Source organism: Tenacibaculum piscium (assembly GCF_021390755.1).
Classification (GTDB): Bacteria; Bacteroidota; Bacteroidia; order Flavobacteriales; family Flavobacteriaceae; genus Polaribacter; species Polaribacter piscius.
This window is the reverse complement of record NZ_JAJGWR010000002.1, coordinates 144378-162166: the sequence shown is the minus strand read 5'-3', so window position 1 is coordinate 162166 and position 17789 is coordinate 144378. Positions and strand designations below refer to the sequence as shown.

21 protein-coding genes are annotated in these 17789 nt (G+C 29.2%); 1 reads left to right on the top strand and 20 read right to left on the bottom strand.

Annotated features, from left to right (window positions below; translation table 11 throughout):
* Positions 1-16 precede the first annotated feature (16 nt).
* Both L0U72_RS04795 and L0U72_RS04790 read right to left on the bottom strand, forming a co-directional pair.
* Positions 17-991 carry a FecR family protein gene (locus L0U72_RS04795; protein ID WP_233898554.1) on the bottom strand — a complete coding sequence of 325 codons (975 nt, stop codon included), beginning with the start codon at positions 989-991 and terminating at the stop codon, positions 17-19.
* A 54-nt stretch (positions 992-1045) separates the two neighbouring features.
* Complete coding sequence (locus tag L0U72_RS04790) at positions 1046-1546, bottom strand: sigma-70 family RNA polymerase sigma factor (protein WP_233884493.1); 501 nt, start codon at positions 1544-1546, stop codon at positions 1046-1048.
* 243 nt (positions 1547-1789) lie between these two features.
* Between L0U72_RS04790 and alaS the strand changes: the two genes are divergently transcribed.
* Positions 1790-4417, top strand: a complete 2628-nt coding sequence (alaS, locus tag L0U72_RS04785; RefSeq protein ID WP_233898553.1) for an alanine--tRNA ligase — start codon at positions 1790-1792, stop codon at positions 4415-4417.
* A gap of 181 nt (positions 4418-4598) precedes the next feature.
* On the opposite strand, the gene L0U72_RS04780 is transcribed toward alaS, so the two are convergent.
* From L0U72_RS04780 to L0U72_RS04695, 18 genes are read right to left on the bottom strand one after another with little or no spacing between them, the layout of a single operon-like run.
* Entirely contained in the window at positions 4599-5885 is a 1287-nt protein-coding gene (locus L0U72_RS04780) for a cryptochrome/photolyase family protein (RefSeq protein ID WP_233898552.1), read from the bottom strand.
* Positions 5875-6357: an SRPBCC family protein gene (locus tag L0U72_RS04775; protein ID WP_233898551.1), complete on the bottom strand. Its 483-nt coding sequence runs from the start codon at positions 6355-6357 to the stop codon at positions 5875-5877. Before L0U72_RS04775 ends, L0U72_RS04780 begins: the two co-directional genes overlap by 11 nt.
* A gap of 3 nt (positions 6358-6360) precedes the next feature.
* A complete protein-coding gene (locus L0U72_RS04770; RefSeq protein WP_394801452.1) occupies positions 6361-6876 on the bottom strand; it encodes a glutathione peroxidase in 516 nt (171 codons plus the stop codon).
* A gap of 39 nt (positions 6877-6915) precedes the next feature.
* A complete protein-coding gene (locus L0U72_RS04765) occupies positions 6916-7440 on the bottom strand; it encodes a CIA30 family protein (RefSeq protein ID WP_233898549.1) in 525 nt (174 codons plus the stop codon).
* A gap of 10 nt (positions 7441-7450) precedes the next feature.
* Complete coding sequence (locus L0U72_RS04760) at positions 7451-8128, bottom strand: SDR family NAD(P)-dependent oxidoreductase (RefSeq protein ID WP_233898548.1); 678 nt, start codon at positions 8126-8128, stop codon at positions 7451-7453.
* Complete coding sequence (locus L0U72_RS04755) at positions 8125-8349, bottom strand: hypothetical protein (protein WP_233898547.1); 225 nt, start codon at positions 8347-8349, stop codon at positions 8125-8127. The genes L0U72_RS04760 and L0U72_RS04755 overlap by 4 nt, the downstream gene beginning before the upstream one ends.
* On the bottom strand, positions 8346-9041 hold the full coding sequence (folE, locus tag L0U72_RS04750; RefSeq protein WP_233898546.1) for a GTP cyclohydrolase I FolE: 696 nt from the start codon (positions 9039-9041) through the stop codon (positions 8346-8348). The genes L0U72_RS04755 and folE overlap by 4 nt, the downstream gene beginning before the upstream one ends.
* Positions 9004-9414, bottom strand: a complete 411-nt coding sequence (locus L0U72_RS04745; RefSeq protein WP_233898545.1) for a 6-pyruvoyl trahydropterin synthase family protein — start codon at positions 9412-9414, stop codon at positions 9004-9006. The genes folE and L0U72_RS04745 overlap by 38 nt, the downstream gene beginning before the upstream one ends.
* A gap of 15 nt (positions 9415-9429) precedes the next feature.
* Positions 9430-9696: a TIGR03643 family protein gene (locus L0U72_RS04740; RefSeq protein ID WP_101955010.1), complete on the bottom strand. Its 267-nt coding sequence runs from the start codon at positions 9694-9696 to the stop codon at positions 9430-9432.
* Positions 9697-9705: 9 nt separating this feature from the next.
* On the bottom strand, positions 9706-11124 hold the full coding sequence (locus L0U72_RS04735) for an SDR family oxidoreductase (RefSeq protein WP_233898544.1): 1419 nt from the start codon (positions 11122-11124) through the stop codon (positions 9706-9708).
* A gap of 31 nt (positions 11125-11155) precedes the next feature.
* Positions 11156-11710: a flavin reductase family protein gene (locus L0U72_RS04730; protein ID WP_233898543.1), complete on the bottom strand. Its 555-nt coding sequence runs from the start codon at positions 11708-11710 to the stop codon at positions 11156-11158.
* Positions 11711-11767: 57 nt separating this feature from the next.
* Positions 11768-13078: an ABC1 kinase family protein gene (locus L0U72_RS04725; RefSeq protein ID WP_233898542.1), complete on the bottom strand. Its 1311-nt coding sequence runs from the start codon at positions 13076-13078 to the stop codon at positions 11768-11770.
* Positions 13079-13084: 6 nt separating this feature from the next.
* Positions 13085-13738 (bottom strand): TetR family transcriptional regulator C-terminal domain-containing protein, encoded by a 654-nt coding sequence (locus L0U72_RS04720; RefSeq protein ID WP_233898541.1) that lies wholly within the window; start codon positions 13736-13738, stop codon positions 13085-13087.
* A 26-nt stretch (positions 13739-13764) separates the two neighbouring features.
* Positions 13765-14238, bottom strand: coding sequence for a TspO/MBR family protein (locus L0U72_RS04715; protein WP_233897882.1), 474 nt, complete (start codon positions 14236-14238; stop codon positions 13765-13767).
* Positions 14225-14938, bottom strand: a complete 714-nt coding sequence (locus tag L0U72_RS04710; RefSeq protein ID WP_233898540.1) for a lycopene cyclase domain-containing protein — start codon at positions 14936-14938, stop codon at positions 14225-14227. The genes L0U72_RS04715 and L0U72_RS04710 overlap by 14 nt, the downstream gene beginning before the upstream one ends.
* 37 nt (positions 14939-14975) lie before the next feature.
* Positions 14976-15422 (bottom strand): sterol desaturase family protein, encoded by a 447-nt coding sequence (locus tag L0U72_RS04705; protein WP_233898539.1) that lies wholly within the window; start codon positions 15420-15422, stop codon positions 14976-14978.
* A 2-nt stretch (positions 15423-15424) separates the two neighbouring features.
* Entirely contained in the window at positions 15425-16267 is an 843-nt protein-coding gene (locus L0U72_RS04700) for a phytoene/squalene synthase family protein (protein WP_233884526.1), read from the bottom strand.
* Positions 16268-16269: 2 nt separating this feature from the next.
* The gene (locus L0U72_RS04695) at positions 16270-17733 is read right to left on the bottom strand and encodes a phytoene desaturase family protein (RefSeq protein ID WP_233898538.1); all 1464 of its coding nucleotides are present in this window, start codon (positions 17731-17733) and stop codon (positions 16270-16272) included.
* Positions 17734-17789: the final 56 nt, after the last annotated feature.

Sequence of the window (17789 nt, the reverse complement as noted above, 5' to 3'; positions counted from 1 at the left end):
GCAGTTCTCCTATTTTTTATTTAATAATCCAAGTATTTTTTTGAGTATTAAAATGATATTCAAAAGGTTTTGTTATTTTTAAAATTTCTAAAATTTCTCCTATAGGCATTGTTTTTTCAAAAGTTCCAGTAAATTTTATATTTGATATTTTTTCATTTTCAAAATGAAACTTCAAATTATATTGATTCTTAAAATCGGTAGCTATTTCTTTAAATGTTTTGTTCTTAAACTGAATTTTACCTTCTCTCCAAGAAATAGTATTCATTTTATTTTTGATAACAGATTTTATAATTTGTTTATTTTTCTTCAGAATTCTTATTTTATCATTAGGTAACATTATCATTTTATTTTTTTCAGAATCTTTAACATTAACTGCTACTTTGCCTGTAAATAAAACTGTTTCATAATAATTATTTTCTTTGTAAGATTTAATATTAAAGCTAGTTCCTAATGCTTTAACTATAATATTATCTGGAGTTTCTACCGTAAACGGATGCTTTTTATCTTTTGCTACTTCAAAAAAAGCTTCCCCTTCTAAACGGATGGTTCTTGGAGAATTTTCCTTATATGAAATTTTACTCGAAGCATTTAACCAAACAACAGATCCATCTGAAAGCGTTACTTCCTTTTGTTCTCCGTAAGTTGTTGCTATAAATATTTCTTTAGATTGTGTTATAAAATAGGCGAAAAAAGAAGTACTTAATACTATTATTGCTGCCGCAGCATATTTAAAGAAAAGCTTTTTAAAGTTATTTTTCTTTTCCTTACTTTCTATCTTTTTGAAAAAGTTGGTTTTATTCTTTTCTATATTAGGTGTAGCTACACTACTATTTTCTTTAGTAATTTGATTTATTTTTTTGATTTCCTCAAATAATTGTTCATCATATTCTGTTGAGTTTTTCCATCGCTCAACCTTAGCTTTAATAGCAACACTTGCTGTGTTTGATACATAAGCCCAAAGGTCTGTTTCTTCAATTTTGTCTCGCTTCATAATAATATGAGATTTATTATAAAACGTTTCTGAACAACAAGTACCCTATTTTTTTTATAAAAAATTTACTAATTCTTTTTTAAAAACTTGCAAAGCCTTTGAAATATGAGCTTCTACCGTTTTTATTGATATATTTTTTATGGATGCTATTTCAGCATAAGTATGTCCTTTATCTCTTGAAAGCTTAAAAATTTCAATTGTTTTTTGAGGAAGTAACCTATATACTTCTTCTATTGTTTTTAACAAATCCCATTCATTATTTATTTCTTCTTCAATATCTTTATTTAAAACATACAGATTTAAGTGTTTCTTTTTTACGTTTTCTTTTCTAAAATGATCTACAATTTTATTTTTTAATGTTATAATCAAAAAAGATTCTATAGATCGATGATTTATTTTCATCGAATCGATATTTTCCCATAACTTTATAAAAGTGTCTTGTAATAAATCATTCGATATACTTTCATCTTTTACTATTTTAATAGCGTAGTTATATAATTTTTCATAATGTGTATCAAACAATCCTGAAAAATCTACCTTTTCTTTTAATTTCATCAATTTTTAATGCTAAAAATTCACTTAATACGTTCTTTTAAATACGCTTAAATTAATCTTATTTTTATTCAAGCTGATTAAAAAAACATTTTGCTTTCATACTACTAAATATCTTATTTTTGTCTTTTTCAAGTAAGTAATAAAAATACAATACTTAGCAACTAATATAATAACTATTTTAAAACTACTTCTAATTAGCTGTTTTTTAATGATTATTTAACAAAATTTTCGAGCTCAAAACATATGAAATCTCAAGAAATAAGATCAAAATTTTTAGAATTCTACAAGTCTAAAAACCATGCTATCGTTCCATCTTCGCCAATGGTGTTAAAGAACGATCCTACTTTAATGTTTGTAAATGCAGGAATGGTTCCTTTTAAAGAATATTTTTTAGGACAGAAAAAAATAGTGGATGCTAGAGTTGCCGATTCTCAAAAATGTTTGCGTGTTTCTGGAAAACATAACGATTTAGAAGAAGTTGGAAAAGACACGTATCATCATACATTATTTGAAATGCTTGGAAATTGGTCTTTTGGCGATTATTTCAAAAAAGAAGCGATTGCTTGGGCTTGGGAATTATTGACTGAAGTTTATAAAATAGACAAAGACATTTTATATGTTACTATTTTTGAAGGTGATGAAAAAGAAGGTTTAGCAAAAGATACAGAAGCCTACGATATTTGGAAACAATATATTGCTGAAGACCGTATTTTATTAGGAAATAAAAAAGATAATTTCTGGGAAATGGGTGCACAAGGACCTTGTGGACCGTGTTCTGAAATTCATATTGATATTCGCTCTGCGGATGAAAAAGCAAAAGTTTCGGGAGCATCTTTGGTAAATTTAGATCATCCACATGTGGTGGAAGTTTGGAACTTAGTTTTTATGCAATTCAACCGTAAAGCTAACGGAAGCCTAGAAAACTTACCTGCTACACATATTGATACAGGTATGGGATTTGAGCGTTTATGTATGGCTTTACAAGGCGTACAATCTAATTATGATACTGATGTTTTTACGCCGATTATTAGAGAAATTCAAACTATTACAGGCGTAAAATATGAAGATTCATCAGTTGCAGATGATCAAACAGATATCGCAATTCGTGTAATTGCCGATCATGTTCGTGCTGTAGCATTTTCTATTGCCGATGGTCAATTACCTAGTAATACTGGTGCAGGTTATGTCATCCGAAGAATATTAAGAAGAGCTATTCGTTACGGTTTTACGTTCTTAAATCAGAAAGAACCTTTTATCTATAAATTAGTCGCAACGTTAAGCGACCAAATGGGTGATGCTTTTCCAGAGATAAAAGCACAAGAACAATTAGCCCGAAATGTTATTAAAGAAGAAGAACAATCTTTCCTAAAAACATTAGAGCAAGGTTTGTTATTACTAGATACTATGACAGCTAATGCTGGAAACAAAGTAATTTCTGGTAAAAAAGTATTTGAATTAAAAGATACGTATGGTTTTCCTGAAGATTTAACGGCATTAGTTTTATCTGAAAAAGGATTAGATTATAATAAAGAAGAATATAAAGAAGCTTTAAAACAACAACAAGACAGAGGAAGAGCTGCAACGGCTATTGAAACTGATGATTGGAATGTTTTAATTGAAGATGACGAAGAAGAGTTTATCGGATACGATACCTTAACTGCTGATGTTAAATTAACTCGATACAGAAAAGTAACCACTAAAAAAGATGGTGAACAATATCAATTAGTTTTTAACATGACTCCTTTTTATCCTGAAGGTGGTGGACAAGTTGGTGATGTTGGACATATTAAAACTTCTAACGGAGATTTAATTTACGTAGTAAACACTAAAAAAGAAAACAATTTAATTATTCACTATACTAAAACTTTACCTGCAAATTTATCAGAAAAATTTAAAGCCGTAGTTAATAAAAATAGTAGAAATTTATCTGCAAGTAATCATACTGCTACGCATTTATTACATCAAGCATTACGTACAATTTTAGGAACTCATGTTGAGCAAAAAGGTTCGTTAGTGAGTCCTAAACATTTACGTTTCGATTTTTCTCATTTCTCTAAAGTAACTTCGGATGAATTACAAGAAATTGAAGATTTTGTAAATGCTCGTATTCGTGAAAATCTTTCTTTAATTGAAAGAAGAAATATTCCGATGCAACAAGCTATTGATGAAGGAGCAATTGCTTTATTTGGCGAAAAATACGGAGATGCCGTAAGAGCCATTAAATTTGGTCAATCAATGGAATTATGTGGAGGAACTCACGTTCCACAAACTGGTGATATTTGGCATTTTAAAATAAAATCGGAAGGTGCTGTTGCTTCAGGAATTAGAAGAATTGAAGCAATTACAAATGTAGCTGTTGGTAATTATTTTGAAGATGTTGAACGTAACTTTACTGATATAAAACAACTATTTAAAAACCCTAAAGATGTTGTAAAATCGGTAACTAATTTACAAGATGAAAACGCTACTTTAAAAAAGCAAGTAGAACAGTTACTTAAAGAAAAGGCTGAAAATTTATCGGGTGAATTAAGAAATCAATTACAAGAAATAAACGGTGTGCAGTTTTTAGCGACTAAAGTTGCTTTAGATGCCAACGGAATTAAAAATTTAGCATTTGCTTTAGGAAAAGATTTTAAAAATTTATTCTTATTCTTTGCCTCTTCTGAAAAAGCAGATAAAGCAATGTTAACTTGTTATATTTCGAAAGAATTAGCTGCAGAACGTGGTTACGATGCTGGTAAAGTTGTTAGAGAATTAGGAAAACTAATCCACGGTGGTGGTGGTGGACAGAATTTCTTTGCAACTGCTGGAGGTAAAAATCCTGGCGGAATCCCTAAAGCTTTAGAAAAAGCGAAAGAATATATTGTTTAGTAAAATATAAAAAAGATAGCAGAAAATTCTAGCCCCGATTGAAGCATTTGTTTGAGGGCTGTTTTTGATTTTTCTTCAAAAAAAAGCGAGTGCGGAAAGCGGGAAATTGCTTCAAATAATTATAAAAAACAACTTCAAAAAGGTTCAAAGATTTAATTCTTTGAACCTTTTTCTTTCGCAATTAATTTAAGGCTTCTTTATAAGTCGAAATTGCTCTTTCTCTGGCAAATTTATGTTCAACCATTGGCTGTGGATATGTTAATTCATCAAAATTTTCAATCCATTTTCGAATGTATTGTAAGTCTTTATCGAACTTTTTTAATTGTGCTTCAGGGTTAAAAACTCTAAAATATGGTGCAGCATCACAACCTGTTCCTGCTGCCCATTGCCAATTTCCATTGTTTGCTGACAATTCGTAATCTAATAGTTTTTCAGCAAAATACGCTTCGCCCCAACGCCAATCAATTAACAGATGTTTACATAAAAAACCTGCCGTAATCATGCGTACCCGATTGTGCATATAACCCGTTTTATTTAACTGTCGCATGCCTGCATCGACCATCGGATACCCCGTTTCTCCTTTACACCATTTTTCAAATTCGGCTTCGTTATTTCTCCACGGAACGGCATCGTATTTTTGCTTAAAATTATTTGTAACCACTTTTGGAAAATGAAATAACACTTGCATAAAAAATTCTCGCCAAATCAATTCATTTAAAAAAGTAGCATTCGTTTTTAAAGCAAATTGCACCATTTTACGAACACTGACCAATCCGAAACGAAAATAAGGCGATAAATAAGATGTTTTATCGATAAAAGGAAAATCACGAACTTCATCGTAATTTGTTAAATTTGATAAATTATAAGGCTTTACTTTTATACTACTTTCATTAAATCCTATGAATTTTAAAGAAGGTATTTCTGATGTAAATTGATGAAAATTATCAAAATTTATTTCATAATTTTTTAAATCTTCTTCGGCATTAAATTTCTGCAACCACTTATTTTTATAAGGCGTATAAACGGTATATGGCAAACCATCATTTTTGGTAACCTCAGCTTCTTCAAAAATAACTTGGTCTTTATAACTTAAAAAATCAATACTTTTTGATTTCAAAAAATCGCTAATTTCTGCATCTCTTTGTAATCCATACGGTTCGTAATCTTTATTGGTATAAACTGCTGAAATATCAAATTCTGAAATTATTGTTTTCCAAACTTCAAGAGGATTTCCTTTTTTTATCAATAAAGATGAACCAACTGCTTTTAAATCGGTATCTAATTGCTCTAATGTTTGATAAATAAATGAAACTCGGGCATCATTTTTGGGTAAATTATCTAAAATTTCTTCATCAAAAATAAATATTGGCAGTACTTTATTTGATGAATTTAAAGCATTAAATAAAGCTACGTTATCTTCTAAACGCAAATCTCTACGAAACCAAAATATCGCTACTTTATTTGCCATTAAACATTTTTTCTAAAATTATATATCGATATTCAAAAATACTTGTTAATTGTTTTTTGATAAAAAGAGCTTGCGCTATATGTCCTAAAAAACCGAACGGTATTTTATAGGAAATTTTATCTTTCATTAAGGTATTTCCGTTTGGCAAGGCTTCAAAAAAATGTTCGTGATGCCACATTGAATAAGGTCCGAAACGTTGCTCATCAATAAAAAAAGCTTGTTCTTTTACTTGCGTTATTTCTGTTACCCAATTTGTTTTTACAAACGGAACAGGCGATACTTTATATGTTATTATTTGCCCAGGATATGCTTTTTTATCAACTTTTGAAGTGATATTAAAACCCATTTTTTTTGGCGTAATTTTGGCTAAATTTTCTGGTGATGAAAAATAATCCCATGCTTTTGCTAACGGCATTTTTAATTCTTGTACTGTTTCTAGCGTATAAATTCCTGAGTGTTTTTTAAAATTCATCATTTATAAAAGGCTTGTTATTTTAGTACTCATTGGTTTTGTAATTGAATAGAAAACATCAATTAATCTTCCTTCTTCGTCAACTAAATATTTTTGAAAATTCCATTTTACAGACGAATCCATTTTTGCATTTTTTTCTTTTTCTGTTAACCATTGATATAACGGATGTTTGTCAACTCCTTTAACGGCTATTTTTTCGGTTAATGGAAAATCGACTCCAAAATTTAATTTACAAAACGATTTTATTTCAGATGCTTCACCAGGTTCTTGTTCTCCAAATTGATTACACGGCAAACCGATGACTACTAATTTATCATTATATTTTGAATATAATTCTTGTAAACCATCATATTGCTTGGTAAATCCGCATTTAGAGGCAACGTTTACAAATAATATTTTTTTACCTTTATATTGATTTAAATCTAATCTTTTTCCGTCAATTCCTTTAATTTCTATGTCATATAAAGATTGATTAGGAGATACTGTTTCTGAATTTGATAAAAAACTAAATAATGCCATAATTACTAGTATTGATAAGGTTATTTTAAGTGTTTTCATTTATTGAAGTGTTATTTTTTCTATGGATATATTAAAATTTTCGTTCTTTTTGTTACCTATCAAAATTACAATTTCTGAAATAGTAGTTGCTGAATAATTTGGCACATCAACTAAATTACCTCTAGATGAAGCATAAAATTTATGTAAAGGCAAAATAATTTCTTCTGATTTATTGGTCGTTTCAAACGGCTGAACATACCAAAAATGCTGATCTTCTTTGGCTTTTATTCTAAACTGATACTTTTTACCATCGCCTTTTAACTTTATAACTAGATTTGTTTTTTTATCATCAAAATTAATAGCGATAGGTAATCTTGTCATTGCAAAACCGCCGTTATTATCTAAAGAAACAGCTCCCGAAAAAACAAGTTGTTTATCGTTATTCAATTTCATAGATGATGTCGATACGCCTCCCATAACATCATCATTTGTGATAATCCAATTTTGGGATGTTGTATTTTTATCAAAAATTATTACCTCATCATTCATACATAAAAAAATAGTGAATAAAATTAGCCATTTCATTCGAGTACAATTATAATTTTACACTTACAATTCCTGCATCCATAGGAATAATTTGTCCTGTTATTGAACTTGCATCCTCTGATAATAAATAACTAGCCAAACCTGCAACTTCTTGAGGTGTTAAATATTTTTTTAGCGGATGCCTGTCTTGCATACTTTCTTGTTGCTTTTCATTTCTTAACAAACGTTTTGCAAGTGGTGTATCTGTTACGGTTGGAGCAATCGCATTAAAACGAATTTTAGTTGCATACTCTGCTGCTAACGATTTTGTTAAACCTTCAACTGCCGATTTACTTGTAGCAATACTTGCATGAAATGGCATTCCTAAAGCAGAAGCAACTGTACTAAATAAGACCACGCTTCCGTTGTTTTTTGCCAAACTAGTTTCGTATGCTTTTAAAGTATTGATTGCGCCTATAACATTTATTTCAAAATCAGTTTTAAAATCGGCAACTTTAAGTCGAGTAAATGATTTTAAATTGATACTTCCAGGACAATATACCAATCCATTAATATCTTTTAAAACTGGTAATTCATCATTTAAAACATCGCATGAATAATGCGTTACATTTTCATGTTCTTCGGGTGCTGTTCTACTTATATTGATGATTTGATGTGTATCTTTTAATTTATTTACAATAGCTTTTCCGATACCCGAGCTACCTCCTACTACTACAATTGTTTTCATAATCTTCCTTTTAACCTTTTTTCAATTTTCTGTTTAATCAATGTAATACGTTTCATAATATCCATTAATTTTTTATCTCTATTTTTCTTATAAATTTCATTGATAGCTAAAACTATTTCTTTAGCTTTTCTAGAAGCTATTATTTTGTCGTTTCTTGTTCTAAAAGATTTATAATTTTTTTCAAAATCTAATGCTTCTTCTACTAAATTTAATGTACTCATTTTAAATAATTTTGAAGTTCGACAATTTTCTCTGAAGTATTAAAAACACCTCCATAATAACAAGTTAAAGTAGATGATGCATTATCCTCTACTCCTCTAGATGATACACATAAATGTTTTGCATCTATTATTACTGCAACATTTTCGGTATCTAATATCTCTTTTAAATCTGTTGCAATTTGATTGGTCAAACGCTCTTGTACTTGTGGGCGTTTTGCATAATATTGTACTATTCTGTTTAATTTAGATAGTCCTATTACTTTACCTGATGATATATAAGCTATATGTGCTTTCCCTATTATTGGAACAAAATGATGTTCACAATTAGAGTAAAAAGTAATATCTTTTTCTACCAACATCTGATTATATTGATATTTATTATCAAACAATGCTATTTTAGGTTTATTTTCTGGATTTAACCCTGAAAATATTTCATCTATATACATTTTTGCAACTCTATTTGGAGTGCCTTTTAATGAATCGTCATTTAAGTCTAAACCCATCGTTTGCATAATTTCTTTAAAAAGCATTGCTATTTTTTGCTTCTTTTCTTTATCTGACATTAAAAATGCATCAAGTGTCATTGGTGTATCAATACCTATTGATAAATGATTATCTCCTATCTCTTCTACAGACAGACCGTTATAACCATTTTTAATAGGGGTATTCAACAAAGTTTCTGGCTGTTTCATATAGTTTAATTTTTATTTCTAAATCGTTACTTATTACTTTTTTTAATTTATTATAAATTACAACTGCAATATTTTCTACAGTTGGATTTAAAAACTCAAAATCTTCTGTATCAAGATTTAAGTTTTTATGATCAAAAGGTTCTAATATTTCATTTTTAATATGATTTGAAAGTATCTTAGTATCTATTACATATCCTGTATCAGGATTAATTGCTCCGATAATAGTTACCTCTAAATCGTAATTATGCCCATGGTAATTTTCATTATTACATTTACCAAATACCTCTTTATTTTTTTCAATTGACCAATTAAGATTATGAAGTCTATGAGCCGAGTTAAAATGCTCTTTTCTTGTAATTGCTATTTTCTTCATTCACTTTATCTCTTATTATCGCTTAGAAACTTTATTATTACTGATACTTTTTTGCCTTGTACATTTGAACCTTCCTTTTTCGAAAATTCGTTTTGCTTGATGTTTGGTTGAACGACCTTGAACTCTTGCTCTCCATAATTTAAAACTAGACAGTTTTAATTCTTTACGCATTAATTCGATTACTTGTTGTTCTTTTAAACCAAACTGAAACTTTATAGCATCGAACGTAGTTCTATCTTCCCATGCCATTTCTATTATTCTATCTATATCTCTGTGATTCATAATTTTTGATTATTTTTTTACCAAAGCATTTATCATTCCTTTAAATACAAAAGCATGAAACGGTAAAACGGAATACCAATACAAGCGTCCTAAAACTCCTTTGGGTCTGAAAACTGCTTTTTGATGTAAAGTATCATTTACTATTTTGAACTCTAACCAAGCTTCTCCAGGTAATTTCATTTCTGCAAATAACAAAAGTCTTTTTTCTTTTTTATCAGCCAATAAAACACGCCAAAAATCTAACGGATCACCAGCTTCTAAAGATGCATCATGTGTTCTTCCTCTACGCAAGCCAACTCCTCCGAAAATTTTATCGGCATAACCTCTTATTTTCCATAACCAATTAAAACTATACCAACCATTTTTCCCTCCAATTGACCAAATTTTATCAAGAGTAAAAGCATCATCAATAACTTTTACAGTACGTTCATCAATAAAACAACCGTATTGTGGTATTTGAATATGATCAGATAATTGAGCTTGAAAAACACCGCTACTAATAGCATCTTTCCAGCTTGATATTACAGCATTTTGTTCTATTCGTTGAAAAGCTAAATCGACCGATTCTTTATAAGAAATAGGCTGTATATTTAAAATTTGATTGATATTACTTGACTTGGCAATTACCTCAACTTTCATACTATCCACCAAAGCTTGTGCTAAATTAAAAGACGTAGAAGTTACAAAATACAACCAATACGATGATAATTTTGGCGTTAAAAGTGGTAGTGTTAAAATGTAACGTTTAAAGCCTCTTACTTCTGAAAATTGCAAAAGCATTTCTTTATAAGTAAGCACTTCTGTACCGCAAATATCAAAGGATTTGTTATACAATTTTTCATTTCCAACAGCACGTTCTAAAAAAGTTAATACATCTCTAATTGCAATTGGTTGCGATTTTGTATTCAACCATTTTGGCGTAACCATTACAGGTAACTTTTCAACAATATCTCTAATAATTTCAAAAGATGCACTACCGCTTCCAACAATAATTCCTGCTCTAAAAGTGGTCAATGCATATTTTTTTGAAGCTAAATTTTTCTCTACCTGAAAACGAGAAGCCAAATGCTTAGACAAAGAACTATCATTTACAATACCACTTAAATAAATGACTTGCTTACAATTTATTTTTTCGACAATATTTTTAAAATTCTTGGCACAAGTTTGCTCTAAATCTTCAAAATTAGTAGCATCCGTAGCCATTGAATGAATTAAATAATACGCAACATCAATATCCGAAGGAAAAACAATTTGTTCGGTTTGTAAAAAATCAACTTTTATAAATGAAATATTGTCTTTGTATTCTATTTCATCAGGAATTCGTTTTAAATCACGGACACAGCATACTAATTCATGACCTGCATCTAGTAATTTTAATACCAATCTTTTTGCAATATATCCTGTTGTTCCTGTGATTAAAATTTTCATTTTCTTGATGTTTTACATATTAATTATTGTGTTACTTTGGTCTTTGGTATGATAATCTTTTATATTCTTTTGCAACCATATACGTATCTAAACCATTAATTGCTGCAATTTTTTCTTCGGATAAATTTAAAAAACCATCCTCAGAAAGCATTGAATCTTTAAAATACAAATCGGTTACTTCGCCTAGAACTAAAATTGTTCCGTTTGCTTTTATATGATGTTCTTCTAAAAATTTCATTCCTATTTTTATAGGCGATTCTGCTACATAAGGTGCAAAAAAATCATCTTTATAAATTTCGGTTAAATCCGTTTTATCAAACTCTGAAACTCCTGAAGGATATTTAGCCGATGTATGATGTGCATCTTCAATTATGGCTTCGTTAATAGCATTTATCGTATAAAAACCTGTTTTTTTAATGTTGTCATAGGTATTTCTTGCCACGGTTGTCGGACGCAAAACAAATCCTAAAATTGCAGGACTAGAGCCATAATGAACAATAGAACTAAAAACAGCTACATTACTAGTTCCATCTTCCGATTTTGTAGCAATTAAATTTGCTGGTTTATAACCAGAAATACTGTTCATTAGATTTATTTTATACAGATGATTCATCTCATCTATAGCTTTTCTTGATAAATGCATTTATAAATTCTTGTAATTATTAATTTTTATATGAGTCGATTTTAAATCGTGCATTAAATTATATAAACCGAAAAATGTTCTGTTGATATAAATAAAATGTTTCGAACCTCTATTTCCGTTCATTTTTTTCAACTCAGTACTTTTTGCATATTTTTGTCCTAAATCGGCTATTTTACCAAAGAAAATACCATCAGAAAAATCAAAAGATTCTTGCTGAAAAGGCGATGTAAATAAATACAACATTTCGTAAAACAATTCTTTAAAAAAGGCTTTTTCTTCTTCGGAATCGTCTTTTTTCAAAATTTCTAATTCGTATAATTTACTTTCAAAAAAAGCAGGATTTTCAATATTTTCTCGTTTGGCTAACTCGAAATATGGCGTATAAAAAGTCATTGGTACTTCTTTCATACATCCAAAATCGATAACAATTAAATCATTTTCTTTGGATACCAAAAAATTACCAGGATGCGGGTCGGCATGTACTTTTTTTAAGACATGCATTTGATACATATAAAAATCCCATAAAGCTTGTCCTAATTTATTTGCCGTTTGTTCATCATATCCTTTTGATGTAAATTCTGACAAATGAATTCCGTCCATCCAATCCATTGTTAAAATTCTATCCGTAGAAAATTCTTCGTAATATTTCGGAAATTTTAAATTTGGAATATGTGCACAAGCATTCGCTATTTCGTTACTCTGTGCTAATTCTAAAACGTAATTTGTTTCTTCTAATAGTTTACTTTCAACTTCTTTAAAATATTCATCAGAACCTTCGCCTCTTATATTAAACATTTTCATAGCAATCGGTTTTACCAATGCTAAATCGGTAGAAATACTATTTGCAACACCAGGATATTGAATTTTAACAGCCAATATTTTTTCGCCTATCGTAGCTTTATGAACCTGTCCGATACTTGCCGCATTTACAGATTCTGCTGTAAACGTGTCAAAAACATCTTCAGGTGTTTTGTTAAAATATTTTTTAAAAGTTTTAACTACTAAAGGTCCTGAAAGTGGCGGAACAGAAAATTGTGATAACGAAAATTTTTCAACATAAGCACTTGGCAATAAATTCTTTTCCATGCTTAGCATTTGCGCTACTTTTAATGCCGAACCTTTTAATTCTTTTAAACCGTCATAAATATCAGTTGCATTATCTTCATTTAACTGAGCTCTTGCCTCTTCTTCTGATTTTGTGATTTTATTTCCGTAATACTTTGCATAGTTTACACCAAGTTTTAAACCTGTAGTAACTAATTTAGTTGTTCTTTCTATTTTTGATGTTGGTATTTTATCGAGTCTTTTCATATTTTCTTATGTTGACATTCCTTTTTCTTTCCATAAAAATTTCGCTAAATCAATAACGCTTTTTACGGGAGTTATTTGTTGAATTTCAAAAGCAGCTTTAATTGATTTTTCAATAAAAACATCTGTTTTTTCGAAGTTTGAAGATTCATCATCAATCCAAAATTTCAGAATCATTAATAATTGCATCCAATAAGCTTCTGTTATTGTTTTATCTTGAATTTCATTGATTTTATCATTCTTAAAATCAATTTTTTCTATTTCAATTTCACTGATATATTTTAGAAATTCTGAACGTAATTCTTTTAAAACTGCTAGTTTTGAAAAATCCGATTTCATATCTTGAAATTGCCATAAAACATAGGATCTGTTTGCAGTTAATAATTCAAAAAAAGTAAAATAAAAACTTAGTAATTTATCTTTTGACTCATAACCTTGATAAGCTTCTGTTTTATGCAATAAATGGATTGTTTCTTTAGCAAAAATTCCAAATATTGATTTTTCTAAACTCTTAAAACTTGAAAAATGTTTATAAAAATCGGTTTCTTCAATATTATTTTGAAGGGCAAAAGCATAAATAGAATTCGGTTTTCCTGAAATTAATACTGAATTCATGTATAATTCTATAATTTTATCTTGGGTAATATTCTTTTTTTTTGCCATAATCATTTAATTATTAACACTATATATTAGTTATAAAGTACTGTGTATGCGTTTAATGTTGTTGCTATGGTCATCCAAATTAAATAAGGCAGTATCCATAGCGTGTTTATTTTTAATTCTTTCAGATATTTAAAAGTAAAATACCCGATTAAAAGCCATAATAAGGTAATAACAAGCAAGCCAATTCCCATTAAATGTTGATTGAAAAACAAGTAATTCCAACCGACGTTTAAAATCCACTGAACACTAAAAAGGATTGTTAATTTTTTATCTAAAAAAGGAAATTTAAAACTCAATTTTGTCATATAAAAAGCAAATAACAGCATAATTGTTGACCAAGCTGCTCCAAAAACCCAACCTGCGGGTGTCCAAGGTGCTTTATTTAATGATAGATACCACTCACTTTTTGGACCATTTTCCATCAATATAACACCGATACCTAAGGCTAAAAAATTAACTACTAAAAAGAGTAAAAATCGTATGTATTTATTTTGTTTCATATTTTATTTTTTTATTAGATTTCTTTAAATGATTAAAAATTAATTGTACTGAAAACAATAGCGTAAAAGCATAAAAAACATCTTCAATAGGAATTGTAAAAATTCTAAAATTCAAGTTTTCTGTATTATTATACCAAACTACAGGTTGCTCAATAAAGCTTCCTGTTAAGATTCCATTTGTTAGTAAAAACGGAATTAAAATCACCAAAAAACTTGGAAAATACGCTTGTAGTTCCGATAAATTATTTTTTAATGAAAAAAGCATCAATACAATAAAAAGAATGAAATTTACAGTCGTATACCATTTTCCAAAATTGAAAATCAATAATAAAAAAGTAATCAAAATCAATAAAAAACTCAACAATACTGTGGGAGTTTTTGATAACTTAAATTGAGGTGCTAAATATTTTAAAACCTCGTGCGTAAACAAGCAAGCATACGGAATACAAAAGAAAAATAGCCATTCTTCAATAGGTAATTTAAATAGTTTTATTCCTAAATAATAATCAGTATTAAAGCCCCAAACTCCCATCTGAGCAAAAACCGCATCCCAAGTTATAAACGGTAAAGCGACTAGCGAAATACTGATTAAAGCACTTTTAAAATGCTGTATAAAATGAAATTTTTTCTCAAAAATACTGTAACCTAAAGGGATACTTAAACTTCCTAAATTCAATAAGAGATATAGATATTCACTCATTATTTTAGTATTATTAGCTAGATTAATTTAATTATTTTTATTGTCTTTTCTTAAAATATTTAAACGGAACGAACAACATTCCGAAGCATTCTCCATCAGGTTTCCCTAAATGCTTGTGATGTATTTTATGTGCTTTTCGAAGTCCTTTTAGATATTGATTATTCGTATTTTTAAACCAATTAAAACGCCTATGAATTAACACATCATGCACTAAAAAATAAGCGATTCCATAACATAAAATTCCTAAGCCTATAAAAAACAAATAATTTAATGCTGGATTAATTCCGAAGTAAAACAACAACATACTCGGTATGGCAAAAACCACAAAAAAAGCATCGTTTTTTTCAAACACATTCGGGTATCCTGGCTGATGATGGTCTTCGTGTAAATACCATCCAAAACCGTGCATTATATATTTATGGGTGCACCAAGTAACGGCTTCCATCCCTATAAAAACCAGTAAAGTTGTAATTGCAAATAACATTTTTAAATAAGGTTTAGTTTATATTTTACGTAACTTCTTGCCAAAAGATTAATTTTCATTGGGTCAGAGATTCTAATTCTTGTGTCCATTATTTCTGATGATGGCGTTGCTTTTAATTTATTAAGCAATTTTTTATAATATCGATACGCCATGTAAACACCAAATTTTGCTTCAACAGGTAATTTTAAAATACCATTTTCATAGGCATAATCAAAATCAGCTTCAATATCTTTAATAATAATTTCTTTGGATGCTTGATCTAATTCTTTAAGGTTGATATTTGGAAAATAAGAACGGTTTAAGAGTTCTAAATCATCTTTTAAATCTCTTAAAAAATTTACTTTTTGAAACGCAGAACCTAAACGCATTGCGGCATCTTTTAATTCGTTATATTGATTTGCATCACCATTTACAAAAACCTTTAAACACATTAAGCCAACAACATCAGCCGAGCCATAAATATATTGTTTATATTCTTCTTGGGTAGTGTATGTTGTTTGATGTAAATCGGCTTTCATACTTTTTAAAAAAGCTTGAATTAAATCTTCGGTAATTTTATATTTTTCAACAGTATGTAAAAATGCATTTAGAATCGGATTTAAACTAATACCTTCTTTTTTTGCGTTGTAATATTCTTGTTCAAATCGTGTTAATAAAACTTCTTTATTATACTGATGAAAAGAATCGACTATTTCATCAGCAAAACGGACAAAACCATAAATATTATAAATTTCGGCACGTATTTTTGGCGATAACATTCGAGTTGCTAAAGAAAAAGAAGTACTGTATTTTTCAGTAACTAATTTACTACAAGCATAAGAAACTTCATCAAATAATTGTTTCATTTTTAATGGTGTTTTAAAATTAAATCTGAAGCTATTTTACCCGAAATTAATGACGGTGGCACGCCTGGTCCTGGAACCGTTAATTGCCCTGTAAAGAATAAATTCTTTACTTTTTTACTTTTTATTTTTGGTCTTAAAAAAGCAGTTTGTGTTAAAATATTTGCTAATCCGTAGGCATTTCCTTTGTACGAATTATAATCTTTTACAAAATCCTTGACACAAAAACTCTCTTTAAAGATAACATTTTCTTTTACAGATTGCTGTGTTAATTTCTCTAATCTGTTGATAATTAAATCAAAGTACTTTTCTCTAAGCTCAGGAGTATCTTCAATACCTGGCGCTATCGGGATTAAAAAAGTGGCAGCTTCGTTATGAATTGGCGCAAAAGAATCCTCTGTTACGGAGGGGAAACTTGCATAAAACATCGGATCTTTTGGCCAACTTGGAGTATCATATATTGATGCCGCATGTATATCAAAATCGGTATCAAAAAATAAGGTATGATGACAAACATCTTTTAGTTTTTTATCAAAACCAACGTAAAACAATAATGACGATGGTGCAAAAACTTTTTTATCCCAATATTTTTCAGAATACTGTCTATATTTTTGAGGTAATAATGTTTCTGTATGATGATAATCGGCACCGCTCAACACAATATCCGAAGCAATAAATTCACCATTTACAATAAGCCCGATAGCTTCGCCCACTTCATTAACCGATATTTCTTCAACATTAGCATTGGTTTTAAACTCAACGCCTACATCTTTAGCTAAAGTATGCATTGCTTCAATCACTTTGTACATTCCGCCCTTTGGATGCCAAGTTCCTAAAACAAAATCGGCATAATTCATAAAGTTATAAAAAGCGGGTGTATTGCTTGGTTTTGCGCCTAAAAATAAGACAGGAAATTCTAAAATCTGAATTAATTTTTTACTTTTAATTTTTCTACGAACTTCTTTTCTTATGGATGAAAAAAACTGGGTTATTTTTCCAATCGTAACAGGAGTTACTAATTCTAAAGGAGAAACTCCTGGGTTATAGACTAAATCGTTTATCGAAACATCATAATTATAGGCGGCAGATTTTAAGAATGCTTTTAAATGAACTGAACTTCCTTTTTCTTCTGTTTCAAAAATTTCATAAATTTCTTCAACACTACCAGGAATTGTAATCGAATCTGCGGTATCAAAATAAACTTGATATGCTGGATCTAACTTTTCTAATTCATAATAATCAGATGGTTTTTTACCAAAATCGGCAAAAAACTTCTCAAAAACATCGGGCATCCAATACCATGTTGGTCCGATATCAAAAGTAAAACCATCTTTTTTTAACTGACGTGCTCTGCCTCCTAGTGTTTCATTTTTCTCTAAAATTACAACGTCATATCCTGCTTTTGCTAAATAACACGAAGCTGATAATGATGAAAAACCCGAACCTATTATATGTATTTTCTTTTTCAATTTCAATTTTATTTTTTTTTAGTAGGATTACTAATACACTCACAAAATTATACTCA